At 67.8% G+C, this 19,147-nt stretch carries 22 protein-coding genes; 6 read left to right on the top strand and 16 right to left on the bottom strand.

All coding sequences use genetic code 11. The features are described 5' to 3' along the window. Positions 1-21: 21 nt before the first annotated feature. Positions 22-2,331, top strand: coding sequence for a serine/threonine-protein kinase (locus tag ABZ382_RS02425; RefSeq protein WP_357082732.1), 2,310 nt, complete (start codon positions 22-24; stop codon positions 2,329-2,331). Positions 2,332-2,404: 73 nt separating this feature from the next. Continuing rightward, complete coding sequence (locus ABZ382_RS02420; RefSeq protein WP_357082729.1) at positions 2,405-3,412, top strand: AraC family transcriptional regulator; 1,008 nt, start codon at positions 2,405-2,407, stop codon at positions 3,410-3,412. Here ABZ382_RS02420 and ABZ382_RS02415 read toward each other — a convergent pair. After that, positions 3,409-4,404: a hypothetical protein gene (locus tag ABZ382_RS02415; RefSeq protein WP_357082726.1), complete on the bottom strand. Its 996-nt coding sequence runs from the start codon at positions 4,402-4,404 to the stop codon at positions 3,409-3,411. The genes ABZ382_RS02420 and ABZ382_RS02415 overlap by 4 nt on opposite strands. Positions 4,405-4,579: 175 nt before the next feature. Here ABZ382_RS02415 and ABZ382_RS02410 point away from each other — a divergent pair, with 175 nt between their 5' ends. Then, positions 4,580-5,392 carry a helix-turn-helix domain-containing protein gene (locus ABZ382_RS02410; RefSeq protein WP_357082723.1) on the top strand — a complete coding sequence of 271 codons (813 nt, stop codon included), beginning with the start codon at positions 4,580-4,582 and terminating at the stop codon, positions 5,390-5,392. Here ABZ382_RS02410 and ABZ382_RS02405 read toward each other — a convergent pair. Beyond that, positions 5,383-5,820 carry a MarR family transcriptional regulator gene (locus tag ABZ382_RS02405; protein ID WP_357082720.1) on the bottom strand — a complete coding sequence of 146 codons (438 nt, stop codon included), beginning with the start codon at positions 5,818-5,820 and terminating at the stop codon, positions 5,383-5,385. The genes ABZ382_RS02410 and ABZ382_RS02405 overlap by 10 nt on opposite strands. A gap of 65 nt (positions 5,821-5,885) precedes the next feature. On the opposite strand from ABZ382_RS02405, the gene ABZ382_RS02400 reads away from it, so the two are divergent. Next, positions 5,886-6,533, top strand: coding sequence for a maleylpyruvate isomerase family mycothiol-dependent enzyme (locus tag ABZ382_RS02400; RefSeq protein WP_357082717.1), 648 nt, complete (start codon positions 5,886-5,888; stop codon positions 6,531-6,533). A 99-nt stretch (positions 6,534-6,632) separates the two neighbouring features. Here ABZ382_RS02400 and ABZ382_RS02395 read toward each other — a convergent pair whose 3' ends face one another. Further along, positions 6,633-6,794, bottom strand: coding sequence for a hypothetical protein (locus tag ABZ382_RS02395; protein WP_357082714.1), 162 nt, complete (start codon positions 6,792-6,794; stop codon positions 6,633-6,635). Between the two features lie 19 nt (positions 6,795-6,813). Next, positions 6,814-7,209: a carboxymuconolactone decarboxylase family protein gene (locus ABZ382_RS02390; protein WP_357082711.1), complete on the bottom strand. Its 396-nt coding sequence runs from the start codon at positions 7,207-7,209 to the stop codon at positions 6,814-6,816. Between the two features lie 170 nt (positions 7,210-7,379). Here ABZ382_RS02390 and ABZ382_RS02385 point away from each other — a divergent pair, with 170 nt between their 5' ends. Then, a complete protein-coding gene (locus ABZ382_RS02385; RefSeq protein ID WP_357082708.1) occupies positions 7,380-7,508 on the top strand; it encodes a hypothetical protein in 129 nt (42 codons plus the stop codon). Positions 7,509-7,571: 63 nt separating this feature from the next. Next, positions 7,572-7,958 (top strand): VOC family protein, encoded by a 387-nt coding sequence (locus ABZ382_RS02380; RefSeq protein ID WP_357082705.1) that lies wholly within the window; start codon positions 7,572-7,574, stop codon positions 7,956-7,958. On the opposite strand, the gene ABZ382_RS02375 is transcribed toward ABZ382_RS02380, so the two are convergent. From ABZ382_RS02375 to ABZ382_RS02320, 12 genes are read right to left on the bottom strand one after another with little or no spacing between them, the layout of a single operon-like run. Further along, positions 7,945-9,189 (bottom strand): TetR/AcrR family transcriptional regulator, encoded by a 1,245-nt coding sequence (locus ABZ382_RS02375; protein ID WP_357082702.1) that lies wholly within the window; start codon positions 9,187-9,189, stop codon positions 7,945-7,947. The genes ABZ382_RS02380 and ABZ382_RS02375 overlap by 14 nt on opposite strands. Beyond that, on the bottom strand, positions 9,186-9,932 hold the full coding sequence (locus tag ABZ382_RS02370) for a hypothetical protein (protein ID WP_357082699.1): 747 nt from the start codon (positions 9,930-9,932) through the stop codon (positions 9,186-9,188). Before ABZ382_RS02370 ends, ABZ382_RS02375 begins: the two co-directional genes overlap by 4 nt. 10 nt (positions 9,933-9,942) lie before the next feature. Next, entirely contained in the window at positions 9,943-11,118 is a 1,176-nt protein-coding gene (locus ABZ382_RS02365) for an MCE family protein (RefSeq protein ID WP_357082696.1), read from the bottom strand. Continuing rightward, positions 11,115-12,266 (bottom strand): MCE family protein, encoded by a 1,152-nt coding sequence (locus ABZ382_RS02360; protein WP_357082693.1) that lies wholly within the window; start codon positions 12,264-12,266, stop codon positions 11,115-11,117. Before ABZ382_RS02360 ends, ABZ382_RS02365 begins: the two co-directional genes overlap by 4 nt. Continuing rightward, entirely contained in the window at positions 12,263-13,369 is a 1,107-nt protein-coding gene (locus tag ABZ382_RS02355; protein WP_357082690.1) for an MCE family protein, read from the bottom strand. Before ABZ382_RS02355 ends, ABZ382_RS02360 begins: the two co-directional genes overlap by 4 nt. Beyond that, complete coding sequence (locus tag ABZ382_RS02350) at positions 13,369-14,379, bottom strand: MlaD family protein (protein WP_357082687.1); 1,011 nt, start codon at positions 14,377-14,379, stop codon at positions 13,369-13,371. Before ABZ382_RS02350 ends, ABZ382_RS02355 begins: the two co-directional genes overlap by 1 nt. After that, positions 14,376-15,398 (bottom strand): MlaD family protein, encoded by a 1,023-nt coding sequence (locus ABZ382_RS02345; protein ID WP_357082684.1) that lies wholly within the window; start codon positions 15,396-15,398, stop codon positions 14,376-14,378. The genes ABZ382_RS02350 and ABZ382_RS02345 overlap by 4 nt, the downstream gene beginning before the upstream one ends. Beyond that, positions 15,395-16,807, bottom strand: coding sequence for an MCE family protein (locus tag ABZ382_RS02340; RefSeq protein WP_357082681.1), 1,413 nt, complete (start codon positions 16,805-16,807; stop codon positions 15,395-15,397). Before ABZ382_RS02340 ends, ABZ382_RS02345 begins: the two co-directional genes overlap by 4 nt. Positions 16,808-16,815: 8 nt before the next feature. After that, positions 16,816-17,679 carry an ABC transporter permease gene (locus ABZ382_RS02335; protein ID WP_357082678.1) on the bottom strand — a complete coding sequence of 288 codons (864 nt, stop codon included), beginning with the start codon at positions 17,677-17,679 and terminating at the stop codon, positions 16,816-16,818. A gap of 1 nt (position 17,680) precedes the next feature. After that, positions 17,681-18,490, bottom strand: coding sequence for an ABC transporter permease (locus ABZ382_RS02330; protein WP_357083988.1), 810 nt, complete (start codon positions 18,488-18,490; stop codon positions 17,681-17,683). 53 nt (positions 18,491-18,543) lie between these two features. Then, positions 18,544-18,732: a hypothetical protein gene (locus ABZ382_RS02325; RefSeq protein WP_357082675.1), complete on the bottom strand. Its 189-nt coding sequence runs from the start codon at positions 18,730-18,732 to the stop codon at positions 18,544-18,546. After that, on the bottom strand, positions 18,733-18,957 hold the full coding sequence (locus ABZ382_RS02320; protein WP_357082672.1) for a hypothetical protein: 225 nt from the start codon (positions 18,955-18,957) through the stop codon (positions 18,733-18,735). Positions 18,958-19,147 lie beyond the last annotated feature (190 nt).

Here is a 19,147-nt window from a genome sequence, read left to right as displayed (position 1 = left end):
CTTCACCCCGGAGTGACCGCCATGACCGAGCCGAACGCGAACGCAACCGCGGTATTCGATCCGCTGGCCGATCGTGCCGCGAGTACTCTGCTGCGGCTCGTCGACGCGGTCGAGGAGTTCACGGCCGCATGGGAATCCGGCGGCCTGCCCCCCGATCCGGCGAGGTTCGCGCTGACCGGTGACACCGCCCGCCGGGCCTCCCTGATCGCACTGGTCAAGGTGGATCTGAAATACCGATGGCTGCGCTACGAGCACCCGAAGCGGCTCGCCGAATACCGCGCCCGGTTTCCCGAACTGGCGTCCGGCCCGATGCCGCGGCAATTGCTCTACGAGGAGTTCCATATTCTGCGCCGCGCCGGCGTCCGGATCGAGGTCGCCGAATACGCGCGGGACTATCCCGAATACGCGGAGCAGATCGACGCCATCCTGCGGCCGAACGACCCCTACGAGAGCACGCTGGTGGATCGGACCGGCCCGCCGGTAGCGAGTGAGGAACTCGAACCCGGCGACCGCATCGACGACTTCGACCTGCTGCTGGAACTGGGCCGCGGCGCGTTCGCGAGAGTCTTTCTGGCACGGCAACTCTCGATGCAGCGACTGGTCGCGGTGAAGGTTTCCACCGACCACGGCACCGAACCGCAGACGCTGGCCCAGCTGGACCACGAGTACATCGTGCGCGTCTACGACCAGCGGGTAGTGCCGGACCGCGCGCTGAAGCTCATGTACATGCAGTACCTGCCCGGCGGAACACTGTCCGCGGTCCTGAACCGCGTGCGCGAGACCCCGCCGGAACAACGCGGCGGGCAGTTGCTGCTCGACGCCGCCGACTCGGCGCTGGAGCAGAAGGGTGAGCTGCGGACCTCGGGTGCCCGGGTGCGCGACGAGATCGCCGCGCTGTCCTGGCCGGAGACGATTGCCTGGCTCGGCCGCCGGCTCGCCGAGGCCCTGGACTACGCCGAGGAGCACGGCGTCCTGCACCGCGACATCAAACCGGCGAACGTGCTGCTCACCGCCGACGGCGCCCCCAAACTGGCCGACTTCAATATCAGCGCCAGCGACCACGTCGCCGGCAGCAGCCCGGTCGCGTACTTCGGTGGATCGCTGGCCTACATGTCGCCCGAGCATCTCGCGGCCAGCCACCCGGCACTTCCCGGCACCGTCGAGGACCTGGACACGCGCAGCGACATCTATTCGCTCGGCGTCGTGCTGTGGGAGCTGCTGACCGGGCGGCGGCCGTTTCCCACGCTCGAGGCGAAGGATTCGCAGGCCGCGGTCGAGCAACTGCTCGAGGTGCGCCGCCGCCCGATCGCACCGGAATTCCTCGACGACCTCCCCGTCGACACTCCGCCCTCGCTGCGCCGCGTCCTGCTGACCTGCCTGGCGCCGAAACGGGAGGACCGCTGGGCCAATGGCGCGGAGCTGGCTCAGCAATTCGAACTGTGCCTCGACCCCCGGGCTCGGGAGCTGGTGGACGCGCCGCAGCGCCGCTGGTTGCCGACCGCACCCTTGTGGGCGATCCCGATCCTCGCGCTGGCGATCGCCATTCCGAACCTGATCGCGGTCGGCTACAACTACTACTACAGCAGGACACTGATCGTCGGTAAGCTCACGCCGCAGGCTCGGCACACCTTCGAATATGTTGCGCTGGTGCTGTATCCGCTCGCCATCGTGGTCGCCGCGGTGCTGATTCTCTTCGCCGCGCGCCGCCTGGTGCTGGTCCTCGTCGGCCTGCGCATCGGCTGGGACTTCACCGAGGAGACGCTGACCCGCGCCCGCATCGACGCGCTCCGGCTCGGCCCTCGGGTGGTGTGGATCGCCTTCGTGTTCTGGCTGCTCGGCGGGATCGTGTTCCCGGTCCTGTTGAACCTGATCGCCGGTGGCGTGCCGTACGCCACCTACGTGCACTTCCTGCTGTCGGTCGTGGTGTGCGGCGCGATGGCGGTGGCGTATCCGTATTTCGGGCTCACCTGGTACGTGGTGCGGTGCCTGTATCCGGTGTTCCTGGAACACGGACGCTCCGACGCCGCCGATATCGACCACCTGCACCGGCTCGCCGGGCGCACCGGCTTCTATCTGACCGTGGCGGCCGCGGTGCCGCTGGTCGGCGTCACCGGGGTCACCTTCCTGCCCGGGGTGGACATCGAGTCCATCATCTGGGCGGTGCGGATCCTGTGCGTCGGCGGCATCATCGGTTTCGTGCTCGCGTATCTGCTGTACGGCGTCATCGAGAAGGACCTCGAGGCGCTCGAACGGGTGGCGACGACATCGAGTGTCGTCCTGACGACCCCGCACATACCGAAACCCTTGCGTTCCAGCTCTGATCGGCGGTGATCGAACGACTCCGGGCCTCGCTATTCCTCAGAATCCAGTCCCGCGCGGGCACATGCGGTGGGAAGATGCGGACGTGGAGCAAACCGCCTCCGTTACAGTCGAGGTGCGCTCGTCCTCGACGCTGAAGCCGCGTGATGCCTTCGAGCAGTGGGAAGCACTGATGGCGGATGCCATCGTGCCCTCAGCGATCTCACCGCTACACGACGGGTGCTGGAACGGCAAGATCACCAGCACCCAGTTCGATCGAGTGTCGGTGGCGCTCATGCGAGCCAGCGCCCAGCAGGTGAACCGGACGCCGCGGATGGTCGCGCGGTCGCAAGGGGAGTTCCTGCTCGCCAATATCGTGCTGGAAGGGACGAACTGGACAGAGCAGCAGGGTCGGACGGCGGAATCGGTGGCCGGCTCCATCGCCTTCTACGACAGCGCGCAGCCCCTGCTCAGCCGCACCACCGACAATGCGATGTCGACATTGCTGCGCGCGCCCCTGCAGCCGGTCCTCGACTACGCCGGGCTGGCGCGCGACGAATTGCCTTTCGCCGTGCCGATTCCCGCAGACGGCGCCATGGGCGTGGTGACCCGCTTCTTCCGCGACATGGCCGAGCTGACCAATGAGGAAGCCGAGCGGGCGAACGTCGCGTTCGACGGGCAAACCACCGGCATGCTGGCCTCGGCGCTCTTGCTCGCGGTCGGGAAAGCCTCACCGGCGCCGGCGGATTCGCTCTACACCCGCCAGCAGATGATGGCCTACCTACGAAAACGGTTCACCGATCCCGACCTCACCGTCGACGAGATCGCCAAGGCCTGCCTGGTGTCCCGGCGCACCCTGTTCCGCATGTGCGAAGGGCTGGGCGGCCCGGGCGCGCTGATCCGCCGCATGCGCATCGAACACGCCCGGCGACAGCTGCGGTCGGAGCCGACCCGATCCCTCAACTCCATCGCAGCCGCCTCGGGCTTCGCCTCCGACCGGCACTTCTACCGCGCGTTCCAGCTCGAAACCGGTATGACGCCTGGCGAATTCCGCTCCCAGTACGCCATCGACGCCTCCGGCGCCCGGCGCGAGAGCCGTCCGGCCGCGGACTAGGACAACAACTGCCCGTGTGCCAGCGCCTCGATCGGCGGGCTGGTGTACCGCGGTGCGCGGTAGTGGAAGTCGAAGTTCGCGCGCACGTATCGGCGGTAATCCTCCAGCGTGTGCAGGGTGTCGGCGCGGGCCTGCCCGGTGACGCCGAGTACGTCGAGTTCCTCGGTCAGGGCTTCCTCCATCCGGCCGATCCGCAGAATGCAATCGGTCAGCATCTCGTTGACCACACGCAGGGCGTGAGTCCTGGTGCAGCCGAGGTGATGTTCGGCCAGCAGCACCGCGTTGTAGGCGTAACCGACCGCCTCGTCCGCGGGCAGGGAATGCACGTCGTTGATCAATCCCATGTGCTCGGTGACCGCCGCGCGCAGGGTCTTCATGGCGGGCAGTTGCCGGACCGTGTCGGGTAGATCGATCCCGTAGGTGATCTCGCTCAGATCCAGCAGCATGTAGATGGCCACCGAGATCTGCCGATGGGTGCGGTATTCGTCGAGTCCGGGCAGGTCGCGGGTGATGGTGCGGACACTCTCGGTGTAGTAGCTCCACCACCACTCCACGATCTCGGCGCGCACCGCCCGTCGCCACTGCGGTGAGCGGCCGCGGCACAGTCGGCGCCACAGGTCCTGGAAGCCGGTCGCCAGCACGCCGGACGGTGTGCCGTCGAGGTGAAAGCCCGACTCCAGACGTTGAATGGTGGCCAAACATCTTCGGGGGTCGGGCATTTCGATATCGAACTGGTCGTCCACGATAAACGCCCACGCCGTGAATTCGGCGAGCAGTGCGAGTGATTCGACGTCGGCGTCGGGGCACCACATCGAATACATCTCCACCGGACGGGAACCCGCCACTCTGCGTCGGGACAACTCCTCGGGAACGAGATCCAGGTTGACCAGCCATTCCCACATCTTGGATTCGGCGGCTCTGGCTCGGGGATTGGTTCCTTCCGGCCGATACGGCATGTAGAAGTCGGGAAGGATGATTCGCTCGGAAACCATGGGGCACAGCTCCTTCGACGAGCGCGAATCCGCCTGGCCTCATCCGCCGACCCTGGACTGCGAGCCGGCTCCCCGCCATCCGATCACGCCCGATTCGTCCAGTATCGCCCACTTTCCCCTGGGACACGCCCTGATTGGGGGGAATGGAAGAATCGGCACACCGGAAGGTTCGCGCGTGGGAGAGGCGGCGATGGAGGAGTTCGATACCGAGGTGGCGGGGGAGGGGCTTCCCAATGCGCCCACGTTCGGGTCGGTATTGCGGCGGCTACGCGATGCGCGCGGCGTGTCGCGGGAGCGGCTGGCATTCAATTCGGGGGTCAGCGCGAGCTACGTGAATCACCTGGAGAAGGGTGAACGCGAGCGGCCCACCCGTGAAGTGGTGACGGCGTTGATGCGCTATCTGGATCGCCTGGCGGCACTGGCCCCGGAGGAATTCCGGCAATTGTCGGACCTGGCCGGACTCGGTCCGGTGGAGCAGCCCTCGACCGATGACCTGCGGGCCGATCTCGGGCGCGGCATTCCGCAGGCCCTGGCCCTGTACGAGCCGCACCTGGCCGCCTATGTCGACACCCGCCTGAACATCCTGATGTGGAACGACAGCTTCGCCTCGGGCTTCCCGGGACTGACCGAGGACGGCAATCTGCTGCGCTGGATGCTCGGGGATCCCCGCGCGCGGCACACGCTGGTCGAATGGGAGCGGGAGCTACGGATCTCGATCCAATGGCTGCACGGCTACATCGCCCAGCACGGCGACACCAGCTGGTTCGACGACCTGCTACAGGACCTGGGCCGGTTCCCGCTGTTCCTGGAGATCTGGTCGGACACCGGAGCCCGCCACGAGCGCGCCCGTCCGGTCATCCGGTTGCGCAACGGCGATGGTGCGGCGGTGCGGATCGTCGGGCAGCTGTTCAATGTGAACAGCACGGCCTATCCCGGGCGCATGCAGATCTTCATCGGGCTGCGCGGCCCGGACGAGGGTCAGGCGTAGGGGTCGGTGATGTCGCGCAGTTGCGTGAGGGCCTCGCGCAGTGCGCGCATGCGGCGTTCGCCCAGGTGCGCGGCCCATTCGGCTTCGACGGCGTCGGCGATGTCGTTGGAGTATTCGGCCAGCGCCCGGCCGCGGGCGGTGAGCCGGACCAGGCGGGCGCGGCCGTCGCGCGGATCCGGCGTGCGTTCGACGTACCCGGCGCGTTCGAGCTGATCGACCAGGAAGCCGGCCGTCTGCTTGGTCACCTGCGCCTGCTGGGCCAGTTCGGTGATGCGCGACCCCTCGGTCGCGATCCGGGCCGCGAGTCTGCCCTGCGCCACGCTGATATCCGCGTACCCGGCCTCGGCGAGCGCACTGAAGATGCGGTCCTCCATGGCCCGGTACGCGATGAACATGAGCAGCCCGGCATTCAGCTCCTCGCCGGACATTCCCACTCCTTGACTTGGTAAGAGACGCTGACCATACTAGTCAGTGTATCTGACTAATCATAGGCATGGGGAACACCATGGACCGTGAGAACAGTTGGCGGCACATCGAACAGCAGCGCCGGGCCATCGCCGCCCTGCTCGCGGATCTGACGCCGTCCGAATGGGAGACGCCGTCGCTGTGCACGGGCTGGCGGGTCCGCGAGGTCGCGGCGCACATCGCGGCGACGCCGAATCCGCCCTCGCCGGGCGTGCTGCTGCGCACCGCGCTCCGCGTCCGCGGCGACTACAACCGGATGATCGACGACCTGACCACCCGGCACGCGCGACGGCCGACCTCGGAACTGGTACGCGAACTCCGCGACCAGGCCGCCTCGCGGCGGCTGCCCAAACTCACGAACTATCGAAACATCCTGTTCGACACCATCGTTCACGGCCAGGACATCGCGATACCGCTCGGCCGGGACCTCGACGTGGATCCCGAGGCGGCTGCCGCCGGAGCCGACACGGCCGCCGCGTGCGGGTGGCCCGTCTGGGATCGCCACCGCCTGGACGGAATTCGGCTCGTCGCCACCGACGTCGACTGGACCCACGGCGCCGGGAGTGAGATCGAGGGCCCGATCCTCGCGCTGCTGCTCCTGGTCACCGGCCGCACCGCGGCCCTGGATCAGGTTGCGGGAGAGGGTATTCCGCGCCTGTCCCGCCAACTGGCCTGAAATCGCGATCCGTCGTACCGGCCCGTGGCGGAGGGGATCGCGGGCCGGTACGACACTGTCGTCACCGAACGGAACGCCGTCACCGGTGTGCCGGTGCCGTCACCGGCCGAGAATCCGCCGAATCCAGCCGCCGCCGGCGGCCTGCTCGTGTCCCGCGCACCATTGATCGGCCGGAACCCCGGCACGCACCTGGGCGATATGCGCCCCGCATCCGGCCCAGGTGGTCTTGCCGCAGGTGCGGCACCGCGTCGCTCGACACATTCGAGAGTCCTCCGAGTTCTCAGGCGGGCGCTTCGCCGGATTCGATGGCGTCGGCGAATTCGCAGAACGCGTCATAGGCGCGAGCGCCGTGGATGGTGGCCGGGCCGCCGTGCATCAGGAACGTCACGCCGATCGCCTCGGCGGCCTCCTGCTTGGTCGCCCCGGCCCGCGCGGCCGCCTGACCGTGCGAGGCGACGCACCCGTCGCAGCCCTCGACGACGCCGATGGCGAGTGCGATGAGCTCCTTGGTCTTGCGATCCAGCGCGCCCGGCGCGAACGCGGCCTTGCTGAGCTCGCCGAAACCCTTGTACACGTCGGGAATCGCGCGCCGCAGCTCCCGATGCAACGGCGCCAGCTCGCTGAGCACGGCCTTCCCGTGCGGCGACGACTGCGTGGTCTCGTGCGGTGCGGACATGCCTACTCCTTCGACTGCTTCACGGATACCCCACCGGGTATATAAATCACCGTAGCATACCCCAGGGGGTATCCCGGAGGGCGTGGTCGCGGCCGGGCCCGGCAACACGAACCGGGCCGCGAACCCGATACCATCCACCCGAACCCATCCGATCGGCCCGAGGAGCAACCATGTGTCAACCGACCCCCTGCCAGACCTGCGGCAAGATCACCTGGGCAGGGTGTGGCGACCACATCGACCAGGTCAAGGCGGCTGTTCCGGCCGAGCAGTGGTGCGACGGCGAACACATCGCCAACTAGCCGGACGAGGGACTCTCACGAATCCGGTCGCCCCGCGGCCGGCGCACAGGAAGGGTAGGAACCATGCGGATCTACATCACCAGTGTTTTCGTGGACGACCAGCAGAAGGCGCTCGACTTCTACAGCGGGGTGCTCGGCTTCGAGAAGAAGCACGACATTCCGCTGGGCGCGGCCCGATGGCTGACCGTGGTGTCGCCGGAGGATCCGCAGGGGGCGGAATTGTTGCTCGAGCCCGACGGGCATCCGGCGGTGAAGCCGTACAAGGACGCGCTCGTCGGTGACGGGATTCCCGCGGCCTCCTTCCAGGTCGCGGATGTGCGGGCCGAATTCGAGCGATTGAGCGGGCTCGGGGTGAAGTTCACTCAGCAGCCGGTGGCGGCGGGTCCGGTGACCACCGCGGTGTTCGACGACACCTGCGGCAATCTGATCCAGATCGTCACTCCGGCCTGATACGGACCTCGGCCGGTCCGAACAGGACGGCTTCCATGAGGCGAATCACCCACTGGCGCGGATAGATTCGCTCGTCGTCGCCGAAGACGCGGGCGTAGTCCACCACCAGGCCGAGGGCGGCGTGCACCAGGACGGCCGCCTCGGCGGGGGTGAGACCGGGGCGGACCCGGGTGAGCAGGGCCGCCCACTCGGTGACCACCATGCGTTGCACCACCCGCAGGGTCGCGCGCTCGTCGTCGGGGACGTGGCCGAATTCGGCGAAGTACACGAAGATCAGTTCGCGTTCGTCGAACGCCCCGGCCACGTACATGTCGATGAGCTTGGCCAAAGTCTCGGCGGGGCCGGAGGATTCGGCCAGGGTGGGGGCGATGACAGCCGACATGCGGTCGGCGGCGCGGCGGAAAGCGGCCTCGAGCAGATCGCTCTTGCCGCGGTAGTAGCGGTAGACCGCCGAGGTGGACGGCAGGCCCGCCGCGATCGCGATGTCCTCGACGCTGACATTCGGGTAGCCGCGCTCGTAGAACAGCCGCACCGCACACTGCAACAGCAGCTCGTGTTTGAGCGAGAGCGGCGTCTCCACCGCGCGCGGGGCGGGCGGCGGCTGGGCGGGCTCGGGCAGGTCGGCGGCGATGATCGCCCAGCAGGCCGTATTCAGCAGGACGGCAAGGGTTTTGGAGGCGAGCACGACGCGGTGGTCGCCGAGGCAGCTCACCGTGCTGAAGACCCCGATGGCCCGCACCCGCAGTTCGCGGGCGGACAGACCGGGCCGGACCGCGTCGATGAGGGCGCTGAGGTCGGTCAGCGCGGTGCTGAAATGCTGGTCCACGGTGCGCTTGTCGGGGTCGTCGAGGTAGCGGTGCTCCCACCGGGCCAGCCCGACCGTCGTCCGGTTCACGATGGTCTCCGCGATGATCCCGTCGATCCCGTACCCGAGCCGCCGCCGCGCGGGCCAGCCCGCCGCCACCTCGGGCAGGCTCACCGCCGCCACCGTCACCTCGCCCAGTCGCAGCAGCTCACCCGCGAACAGCGCGTACTTGCTCGGATAATGCCGGTACAGCGCGGTGGAGGTGATGCCGAGGCGGGCGGCGATGTCGTCCATGCTCACCCGGTGGTAGCCCTGCGCCGCGAATTCCGCGGCCGACACCGCCGCGATCTGGGCGCGCCGGTTCTTCGGCCGTCGCCGAACCGCCCGCGCACCCGGTTCGGGGGCGGGCGTCCTGGCCCGGTTCACGACTGCGGCTGTTGCGCCAGCGGCGAATTCACCTTGTTCACCAGCCACCGGTCGCCGGACCGCTGCAGCCGCATCACCATCGACAGCTGGCCGGGGGCGGGCTTGCCCTGGGTGCCGAGGCTGGTGATGGTCTGGCCGATCACCACGATGGCTTCGGCGGAGTCGCGGTCGACATTGCGGACCGCGCACTGCACGTCGGTGGCCTTGGACACGACCTGGCCCTGGGTGAGCACGTCGCGCAGATCCTTGCTGGTGGCGTCGAATTGCTTGCGCCAGTCGCCGGTCGCGCCGTCGAGGACGCCGGTGAAGTAGGCGTCGAGGTTCTTGGCGTCATAGGTCGCCAGGACCGGCGCGTAGGCGCAGGCCGCGGTCCGAGCCCGCTCTTGGGCGGCGAGCAGGTCCTGGTGTTCGGCGTCGTGCTGGTAGAGCACGATGCTGGACCCGATCGACGCCGCCAGCGCGAGCACCACCGCGGCGCAGGCGGCGATGCGGCCGCGTGGGCCCAGGGTGGGCAGCGACGTCGTGCGCAGGCGCGACTTCCACGTGTGCCCAGCTGATTTCGGTGCGGCGGAGTCCGCCACAGCCTCCGCTGCGTCCGGCTCCGCGGTGCCGACGGCCGCGGCGTCGGTCTTCTCGATGTCCACGGCCGCGGTCGTGGTCTTCTCGATCTCGACGGGCACAGCCGGGGTCGCCTCGATGGCGGGGGTCTCGTCCGGGTGCTGGTCGATGGTGTTGTCGCTCATGGGAAGTCTCCTAACGGGGGACAGGCTGGGACATTTCGTTGCCGGTGGCCCCCGGCGGTGTGGTGGCCCCGTTGTCGGGCACGTCGGGTCGTGGCGCGTTGGCCGACCCGCGGACCTGCAGGGCCGGATCGCTGGTGACGCAGTAGTTGTAGAGCCGCACCCGGTTGTCGGCCTGGATATTGGTCGGCACCACCGGGATGGTCTGGTAGTCGCAGCTGGGCCGCGGCCACGGATCGACCAGCGTGTTGTACGCGCCGTCGTGCGCGGGCACGCCGAGCGCCTGGGAGCCGGCGCGCAGGGCCGGGAACAGCGCGGCGATGGCGGGTGCGCGCAGCTTGGCCGCGCGGGTGACGGCGACGAAGTTGGTCACCAGATTCGTGATGGGGTCCTGGGTTTCGGAGATGAACCCGTTGAGGGTGGCGAGCTGGCCGGGTCCCTGCTGGAGCAGTTTGCGCAATTCCTGGTCGGCGGAGGCGAACTGGTCGAACAGCACGCTGCCCGCCTTGGTCAGGGTGCCCAGGTCGGGCTGCGCGTGCTGGGTGGTTCCGGCGATGACCTCGAGATTCTCGATCAGCTGCCGGGTCTGCGGCAGCAGGTCGGTGAGGCCCGCCATGGCCCGGCTCAGCCCGGAGATCATGTTGCGCAGGCGATCCGGTCCGCCGGCGAGCGCCTTGTCCAGCTCGTCGACGATCACGGTGAGCCGATCCGGGTTCATGCCGCCGACGAGATCGCCGAGGTTGGCGAACACCGACTGGATCTGCACCGGCACGCTGGTGCGCGCCCGCTCCACGAGTGACCCGTCGTGCAGGTAGGGCCCGGTGTCGGAGTCGGGCCGGAAGTCCAGATACTGTTCGCCGGCCGCCGAGAGCCGCCCCACCGCCACGGTCCCGCCGAGCGGAATCCGCGCGCTGTCGTCGATCTCGGCGACCGCGGCCACCCCGTCTCCGGCGACGTGCACCTCGGTGACCTTGCCGACGCGGCTGCCCCGGAACGTCACGTCGTTGCCGGGCAGCAGCCCGCCCGAGGACACCAGTTCCACGGTCACGGCGTAGGTGTGCGGAATCGGGTTGAACCGCAGCACATAGCCGCCGATATAGCCCGACCCGAGGATCAGCACCACGATCAGCCCGAGATTGGCGATGGCGATCCGGCGCTGTACCACCCATCGCCACAGTGGCGGATTCATCGATCCCCTCCCTGCTCCGGTTGCCCCGGCTGGGTTTCGGGCTGCCCCGGCTGTACGCCGGGTGGCCGCGGCGGGCTGGTGAGGCGTCCGAACACCTTTTCCAGCACCTGCGTCAGGCTGCCGATGAACTGCCCGGCGTCACCGAGTTCCGGCCACCGGCTGCCGTGCGGATCGGTCAGCGCGCCGACGCTCAGGTACGACACCGTCGCCGCCACCGCCAGCGCCGGACCGCGCAGACTGGCCATCAGCGACGGATAGATGCCGTGCAGACCGTCCAGCGCACCGGTCAGCTGATCGCTCTGCGCGAATCCCGACATCAGGGCCTGAATGCTGTTGAACAGCCCCACGAAATCGCCGCCGGTAGTGGTGGCGAAGTCGCCGAGCGCGTCGGTGGTGGTGGCCACCTTGGCCAGCAGGTCCACGATCTGCTGATTGTTCTCGGTCAGCAGCCCGATCAGCGCCGGGAAGGTGTCCGCGGCCGCGCCGAGTTGCTCCTTGCGCCGGGCCAACTCACCCGAGAGCGAGTTCATCCCGCCGAGAACCGAGTCGATGTCGCCGGTGCGAGCGTTGAGCGCGCCGATGGCGGCGGTCATCTCGGTGATCAGATGCGACAGTTCGGGTGCGCGTCCGCCGAACATGGAGTTCATCTCGCCGGTGATCTTGGCGGCCTGATTGATGCCGCCGCCGTTGAGCAGCAGCGAGATCGACATCATGAGCTGCTCCACCGAGGCGCCCGCGGCGGTGTGGTCGGTGCCGATGGTGTCGCCGTCGCGCAGCGGATCGCCGGCGTCGGTGGCCGACGGCAGGGTCATGGCCACGAACATGTCGCCGAGCGGGGTGGCCTGGCGCAGTTCGACCGTCGTACCGCGCGGCAGCCGGATGTCCTCGCGGATCAGCATGCGCACATCGGCCAGGAAGTTGGTGGTCTCTATCTTGGTGACCACCCCGATATCGGTGCCGCCGATCTTGACGTGCGCGTGGTCGGGCAGGTTCAGCGCGTCGGCGAAGGACGCGTGCACGGTGTAGCCGGGTGCGCCCAAACCGGGTTTGGGCATCGGGAGGCTGTCCACGGTGACCGCGCACCCGGTGGCGGTGAGCAGCGTGGCGGCGGTCAGGACACCGCCGAGAGCCGTTGTGCGTAGTGTCATTTCAGGTTCGTGATCCCCAGTAGTGCGGCGGTGATGCCGAAGTCGGGTCCGAAGTCTGCGACCTTGCCGGTGCGGCAGCCGTCCAGCCGCATCTGGATGCGCTCGCAGAAGGTGGACAGGATCTCCCCGTCGAGCACCGACTTGTCCAGCAGGCCGTGCAGTCGCAGCGCCTGGTGTTCGGTGCTGGTGGCATTGGCCAGGTTCTGGAACATGAGCGGCCCGACGTCCACGATCTCGGTGAGGCCGCGGGCATTGGCGCGCATCTGATCGGTGATGGCCACGAAGCGGGTCAGCGCCCCGGCCAGCTGATCCTTGTTCTGCCCCACCAGGGTCGCGGTATTGGTGACGAAGTCGTCGAGCTGGCGCAGCACCGCGTCGATGCCGGGGGCCTGCTCGCCCATCAGGTTCACCAGTTCGGTGAGCCGGCCGCTGAAGTCGCGCACCGTCTGATCGTTGGTGGCGATCACCTGGGTGATGTCATTGAGTTTGACGATGGTGTTGGAGATCTGGTCCTTGTTGGCGAAGGTCACCTCGAACGCGCCCGAGAGCTGGTCCAGGGTCTGGCGCAGCTTGTCGCCATTGCCGTTGAGCAGCGGGAACAGCACCCGGCTGGCCATCGGCCCGGTGGTGTTGTCGCCCTTGAGCGCATCGCCGAGCTGGGAGAAGGTGGCCAGGATCCGATCCAGCTCGACCGGAACCCGGGTGCGCTGCAATGGAATATAGGCCCCGTCGGCGAGGGTCGGGCCGTCGCCGGTATAGGCCGGAGCCAACTCCACGTGACGATTCGTGATCAACTGTGGATTCACCAGCGCCGCAATGGCATCCGCGGGAATCTTGACGTCCTTGTCCAGCGACATGGTGACCTGGACGTAACTGCCCTTGGGCGTGACGGTTTCGACGGTCCCGATCGGAACCCCCAGCACCGCCACCTCATTGCCCGCGTACAGGCCCGCGACGCTCTCGAAATCCGCGGTGACCTTCATGCGCGCGCCCAGATACTCCTCGGGCAGCGAGCCGATCGAATCGGGCAGCAGTCCGCACGCCGAGGTGAGCAGCAGCGCGCCGCACACCGCGGCCAGCCGGAATCGTCTGCGTATTTGCATCACTTGCACCCCTGCACGGCCTGCGCGAAGCACAGCCAGTTGTCCGGGAACAGCCACGGCGCGTACACGTTTCCGTACGGCCCGTCGCCGAGCACATTGTTGAACTGCCGCAAGGTCACCGGCATGATCTGGTACAGCCGAGCCAGGTTGTCCTTGTTCTTGTCCAGGCCCTCGGACATGGTGTTCAGGTCGGTGATGAGCGGACCGAGCTGGTTGTTGTTCTCGAGTCCCATCTGCTGCAACAGCTTCGACAACGAGGCGACATTGTCGAGCAGCTGCTTGAGCAGCGCCTGCCGCTTCTGGACCGCGCTGCCGATGGCCTCGCCGCGGGTCAGCAGCATGAGCACGCTGTTCTGGTTGTCCGAGGCCAGCTGCGAAACGGTGTCCATGCCCTTGAGCAGGGTGTCCACCTCGTCGCGACGGTCATTGATCACCTTGGCGAGCGCACCGACGCTGTCCAGGGCCTTGACGGTCAGTTCGGGGGAGTTGCCCATCTGCTGGTCCACCAGGTCCAGCGCATTGCGCAGCTTCTGCGGATCCAGCTTCTCGACGCGGTCGAAGGCGTTCTTGTACTGCGGATCCTGCACGACCTTGCCCAGGTTGTAGGGCACCGCGGTGTGGTCGAGCTTGATCCGGTCCCCGGACAGGGTCCGCCCGCTGCCGGGGGTGAGCTCCACGTGCAGCCGGCCCAGGATGGTGGACATCTTGATGGCGGCGCGGGCATCGTCACCGAGCTTGATCTCGCGCCGCACCTTCATGTCCACCAGCACCTTGCCGTTGTCCAGGTTCACGGTGCTGACCTGACCGACCTCGATGCCGGAGACATCCACGGTCGCGCCCGGCCGCAATCCGGCGGCCTGGGCGAATTCGGCGTGAATGGTCTTGTCGCCCACGTGCGTCTGCTCGATCAGGGTGGACCCGGCGAGCAGGGCCACCACGAATCCGGACGCGAACAAGCCCAGCCGCAGCGGCCGATTGGCCAGGAAACCGGGATAGCGAAGCCGCCTCATCGGCACACCTCCGAATGGGATTGGCCGCCGATCTGGTTGAACAGGCCAGGCGGCAGCAGCACGCCCCACAGGGAGACGTCCAGGCTGCACAGGTAGGCGTTGCCGTAGGCGCCGTAGCTGCTGAACCGGCCGACGCCATTGAGGACGTCGGGCAGTTCGACGGCCGCCTTGTCGAGTGACGCGCCATTGAGCAGGAGCAACGCGACACCGGCACTGGCGTCGGTCTGCGCGCGGGCCGCGCCCGGCTTCACCTGGGCGAGGATGCCCACCAATGAATCCGTCGCCGTCGCCACGCGTTCCACGGACGATTTCAGCGTGCCGCCCTGCGCGTACAGCGCGTCGGTGAGCGCTCGCGCCTGGGTGATCAGAGTTTCGAGCTCATTGCTGCGATGGGCCAGGCCGGCGACGACGCTGCTGAGATTGCCGACCACCTGGCCCAGGATCTCGTCGCGCTGCCCGAAGGTTCCGGCCAGCTGCGCGGCCTGCGTCACCAGCGCGCTCAACGAGACCCCATTTCCTTGCAACGCCTGGATCAGGGTCTCCGACAGCGAGTTCACCTGATCGGGTTGCAGCACGCTGAACAGCGGCTCGAACCCCGACAGCAGGGACGAGACGTCGAAGGACGGCTCGGTCCGCTCGATCGGGATCTGACCGCCCGCCGACAGCGGCGCGCCCGCGTTCTTGCCGGGCAGCAGCGCGATATAGCGCTGGCCGATCAGGTTCTGGTAGCGCACCAGGGCTTTCGTCGAGGTCGTCGGATGCTGCTTGGCCTCGATCCGGAAGTCCACCCGGGCGCGGTAACCGTCGGTGAAGTCGATCTTGTCGACCCGGCCGACCCGCACGCCCGCCATCCGGATGTCGTCGCCGACCCGCAGGCCCAGGACATCGGAGAACACGGCGGAGTAGGAGTGGGTGGAGCCGGGCACCGTGCGTTGCAGGGTGGACCACATCGTGTAGGTGAGCAGGACCGCGACCGCGGCGAACAGACCGAAGCCCGCCAAGGCTTTTCCGGACTTCACGACGCGCCTCCCGCCTCGGCCGGCACCAGGGCGCCGCCCGCGAGCAGGGGAGTCAGCAACAGCAGCTGGGCCGCGTCCGGTCGGTGGCCGACGATCGCGGCGACCGCGTCGCTGCCCCGCAATCCGGCGGGCTGAACGGCCTCGGGTGCGGGCTGGGTCGCGCTCGCCGGTGCCGTGAGCCCGGGAATCGCGGGCAGGCCCGGAATCGACGGAAGACCCGGAATGGCAGGCAGACTCGGCAGGCCCGGAATCGTCGGCGTGGTGGTCGGTGTCGGCGCAGGACCGGCGGCATTGAGCCAGGTGGGCAGCTGCTGCTGCGGGAACTGTTGCGCCGGAGCGGTATCCGGCACCGTCGACCCGCCGCAGCGCGGTCCCGCGAGCTCCCCGTAGTGCGGGCAGTCCGCCGCCGTGTACTGCTGGAACGGCGTGAACGTCACGTCCATCCGCCACACCATCTGCTTCTTGGGCCCGAAGGTGAACACGCCCTGCAACCGCTGCAGCGCGGTATTGAGATTGGCGATGGCGAACGGGATGGCCTGCGGGTCCTGGGCGAGGCTGCCGAAGAGCTGGTTCAGGCCCGACACCAGGAACTTGCCGGAATCGGGATTGCGGGCGAACAGCCCGTTCACCGTGTCCACCGCGCTGCCGCCATTGGTCAGCAGGCTGACGAGCGCGGTCCGCTGCTCGGTGAGGGTGCGCGCGGTGGTCACCGACTTGGCCAGGGTCCCCACCAGATCCGGGGCGGACTCGCTCAACGCGGTCGCGGCCCGGCCCAGATTGCCGAGCAGATCGCCGACGCCCTCGATGCCGCGCACCTCGGTGACCCAGCGGTCGAGCCGCTCCACCGTGGACCCGGGCACGCGCGCCGACGGATCCAATGCCGCCGCCAGCGTAGAGAGCACCCGGCCCAGCTTCTCGGGCTGAATATTGTTCAGCACGGTGCGCAGCACATTGAGGGTGCTCTGCAACTGGACCGTCGCGGTGCTGGTGTCCTCCGGAATGGTCGCGCCCGCGCGCAGCGTCTCCTGGGTGGGCGCGGTGTCGACCAGTTCGACCGCGGTCACCCCGAAGATATTGTTCGGGATCACCCGCGCGGCGACGTTCGCCGGAATCGTGTTCGCCACCACCGGCTTCAGTGCGATCGCGGCCTGCTGCCGCTCGCCCCTGGCCACCACGGTCACGTCCTCGACGCGGCCGACGATCATGCCGCGGAACTTCACGTCGGCGTGGGCGGGCAGCCCGTCGCCGGTGCTGGTGAGCGCCGCGGTGACCGCCACCTTGTCCTCGAAGCGGCCGGTGTAGCGCAGCGCCAGCAGATACAGCAGCAGCGCCACCGTGGTGAGCAGTGCGAGTCCGGCCAGCGTGAGGTGGCGGGCTGTGGGGCCCCGCCCGCTGGGATCGAGAATCATCGATACACCTATCCCGAGATGCGGAAGCCGGGGTCGATGCCCCAGATCGCAAGGGTCAGAAAGAGATTGACGAAGACCATGACGACGATGACCATCTTGATGGCGCGCCCGGCCGCCACCCCGACGCCCTCGGGCCCGCCGGTGGCGACGAAGCCGTAGTAGCACTGGATGAACGTCGAGATCATCACGAACACCATGACCTTGAGCAGCGACCAGAAGACGTCCGGTCCCAGCAGGAACTGGAAGAAGTAGTGGTCGTAGGTGCCGGCGGTGGTGCCGCCCAGGATCAGCACCGACAGCTTGGTCGCCAGGTACGCCACCGCCAGGCCCACGCTGTAGAGCGGGATGATGGTCAGGGTGGAGGCGATCATGCGGGTGCTGATCAGGTACGGAAGCGGGCGGATGGCAATGGATTCCAGCGCGTCGATCTCCTCGGAGATGCGCATGGCGCCCAGTTGCGCGGTGAACCGGCACCCGGCCTGGATCGCGAACGCCAGGGTCGCGATGATCGGGGCCAGCTCGCGGGTGGTCGCGAAACCCGAGATCGCGCCGGTGAGCGGGCTCATGGTGAGCAGGTTCAACGCGGTGAACGACTCCATGCCGACGGTGATGCCGCCGAACCCGCACAACGCCACCACCACGCCGATGGTGCCGCCGCCCACCACCAGGGAGCCGTTGCCCCAGCCGACGTCGGCGGTCAGGCGCAGCACCTCCTGGCGATAGTGCTTGAGCACGAACGGAATCGCGACCAGGGCCTGGAAGAAGGTGATGACCTGATGACCCAGGCGCTGATTGGCCTGCACCGGCGCCGACACCACGTTCGCGGCCAGGCGAACGGGTTTGAGCGCCGGGGGAGTGTAGGGACTGCCCATCTCACACCACCTTCGTCGGCAGCAGCGTGTTGTAGAGCTGGGTGAGCGCGATATTGGTGGCGAACAGCATGAGCGCCGAGCTCACCACCGCCGAGTTCACCGCATTGGCCACTCCGCCCGGGCCGCCGTGCGCGTGCAGGCCGATATCGCAGGCGATCACCGCGGTCAGTAGCCCGAAGATGGCGGCCTTGAGCACCGCGATCACCAGGTCGTTGGCCACCGCGAAGGACGCGAACGAGCCGATGAACGAGCCGGGCGTGCCCGACTGGGCGTAGACGTTGAACATGTAGGCCGTCGCGAAGCCCACGAACACGATGAACCCGCACAGCAGCATGCTCACCAGCACCGCCGCCGCCAGCCGCGGCGCGACCAGTCGCCGCACCGGATCCACGCCCATCACCATCATGGCGTCGATCTCCTCGCGGATCGTGCGCGAGCCCAGGTCGGCGGTGATGGCCGAACCGACGGCGCCCGCGATCATGAGCGACGTGACCAGCGGCGCGCCCTGGCGGATGATGCCGAGGCCGGCCACCGCGCCGATGAAGGTGGTCGCGCCGACCTGATTCACCAACGCGCCCACCTGGATCGACACCACCACCGCGATCGGGATGGCCACCAGCACCGTCGGCGCGGCCGACACGCTCGTCATGAAGGCGCACTGCTTGATGAACTCGCGGTAGGGGAACCGCCGCGACAGGATCGACACCACCAGCTGGCGCAGGGCGTCGCGGCCCAGATCGACTTGCCGCCCCAGGGTTTCCAGGGACCGCTGCGGATGATCACGCCACAATTGCCGGGCACTGCGGCCCATGCGCTCCAGCTCGGAGGGTTCCGGTGCGCCGGAGGACTTGTCGAGTGTCGTCATCAGGCCATGTCCTCGAGGTAGCGCTGCAACAGCACCAGCAGATACCCGGCCACCGAGAGACCGGCGGCCACGGTGCACAACACGGCCACCCACAGGCCCAGGCGCAGAACGGGATTCACTTTCATACGCCCACCGAGAATCTTGATCCCGATTACCAGGATGTCGATGAGCCAGACCAGAACCATCATCTACGTCATGCACACATTCGAGAAGGTGAGCACCGGCCAGCACACGATCGACCCGAGGAACGAGATGATCACGTCGAGGCCGTGCAACTGCTTCAGATGTGCGGTGTGGGTGAGCGTCCACACCACCCCCACCAGCCCGTAGGGAATGGCCAGAATGATCAGCGTCCCGAGGAATTCGGACACCTTCATCTCGTAGCCCAGTATGCGATCCAACCGTTTCAGCATCTTGCGAACGTCCTCTCACGTCCCCGCCTCGCGCCTCTGTGCACGAGCTGCCGCAGCGACGTATGTTACTCACGATTCTCGCGAATGGAAGAGAATCGGGAGATCTTCTTCCGGGATGAGATTGGGAACGTGCAACGTCTCAGGCTGGGAAAATGCGGTAACACGCGAGGGCTTAAGTTACTTGCAATTC

The organism is Nocardia sp. NPDC005825 (assembly GCF_040630175.1).
Lineage (GTDB): Bacteria > Actinomycetota > Actinomycetes > Mycobacteriales > Mycobacteriaceae > Nocardia.
This window is presented reverse-complemented; position numbering and strand designations above follow the sequence as displayed.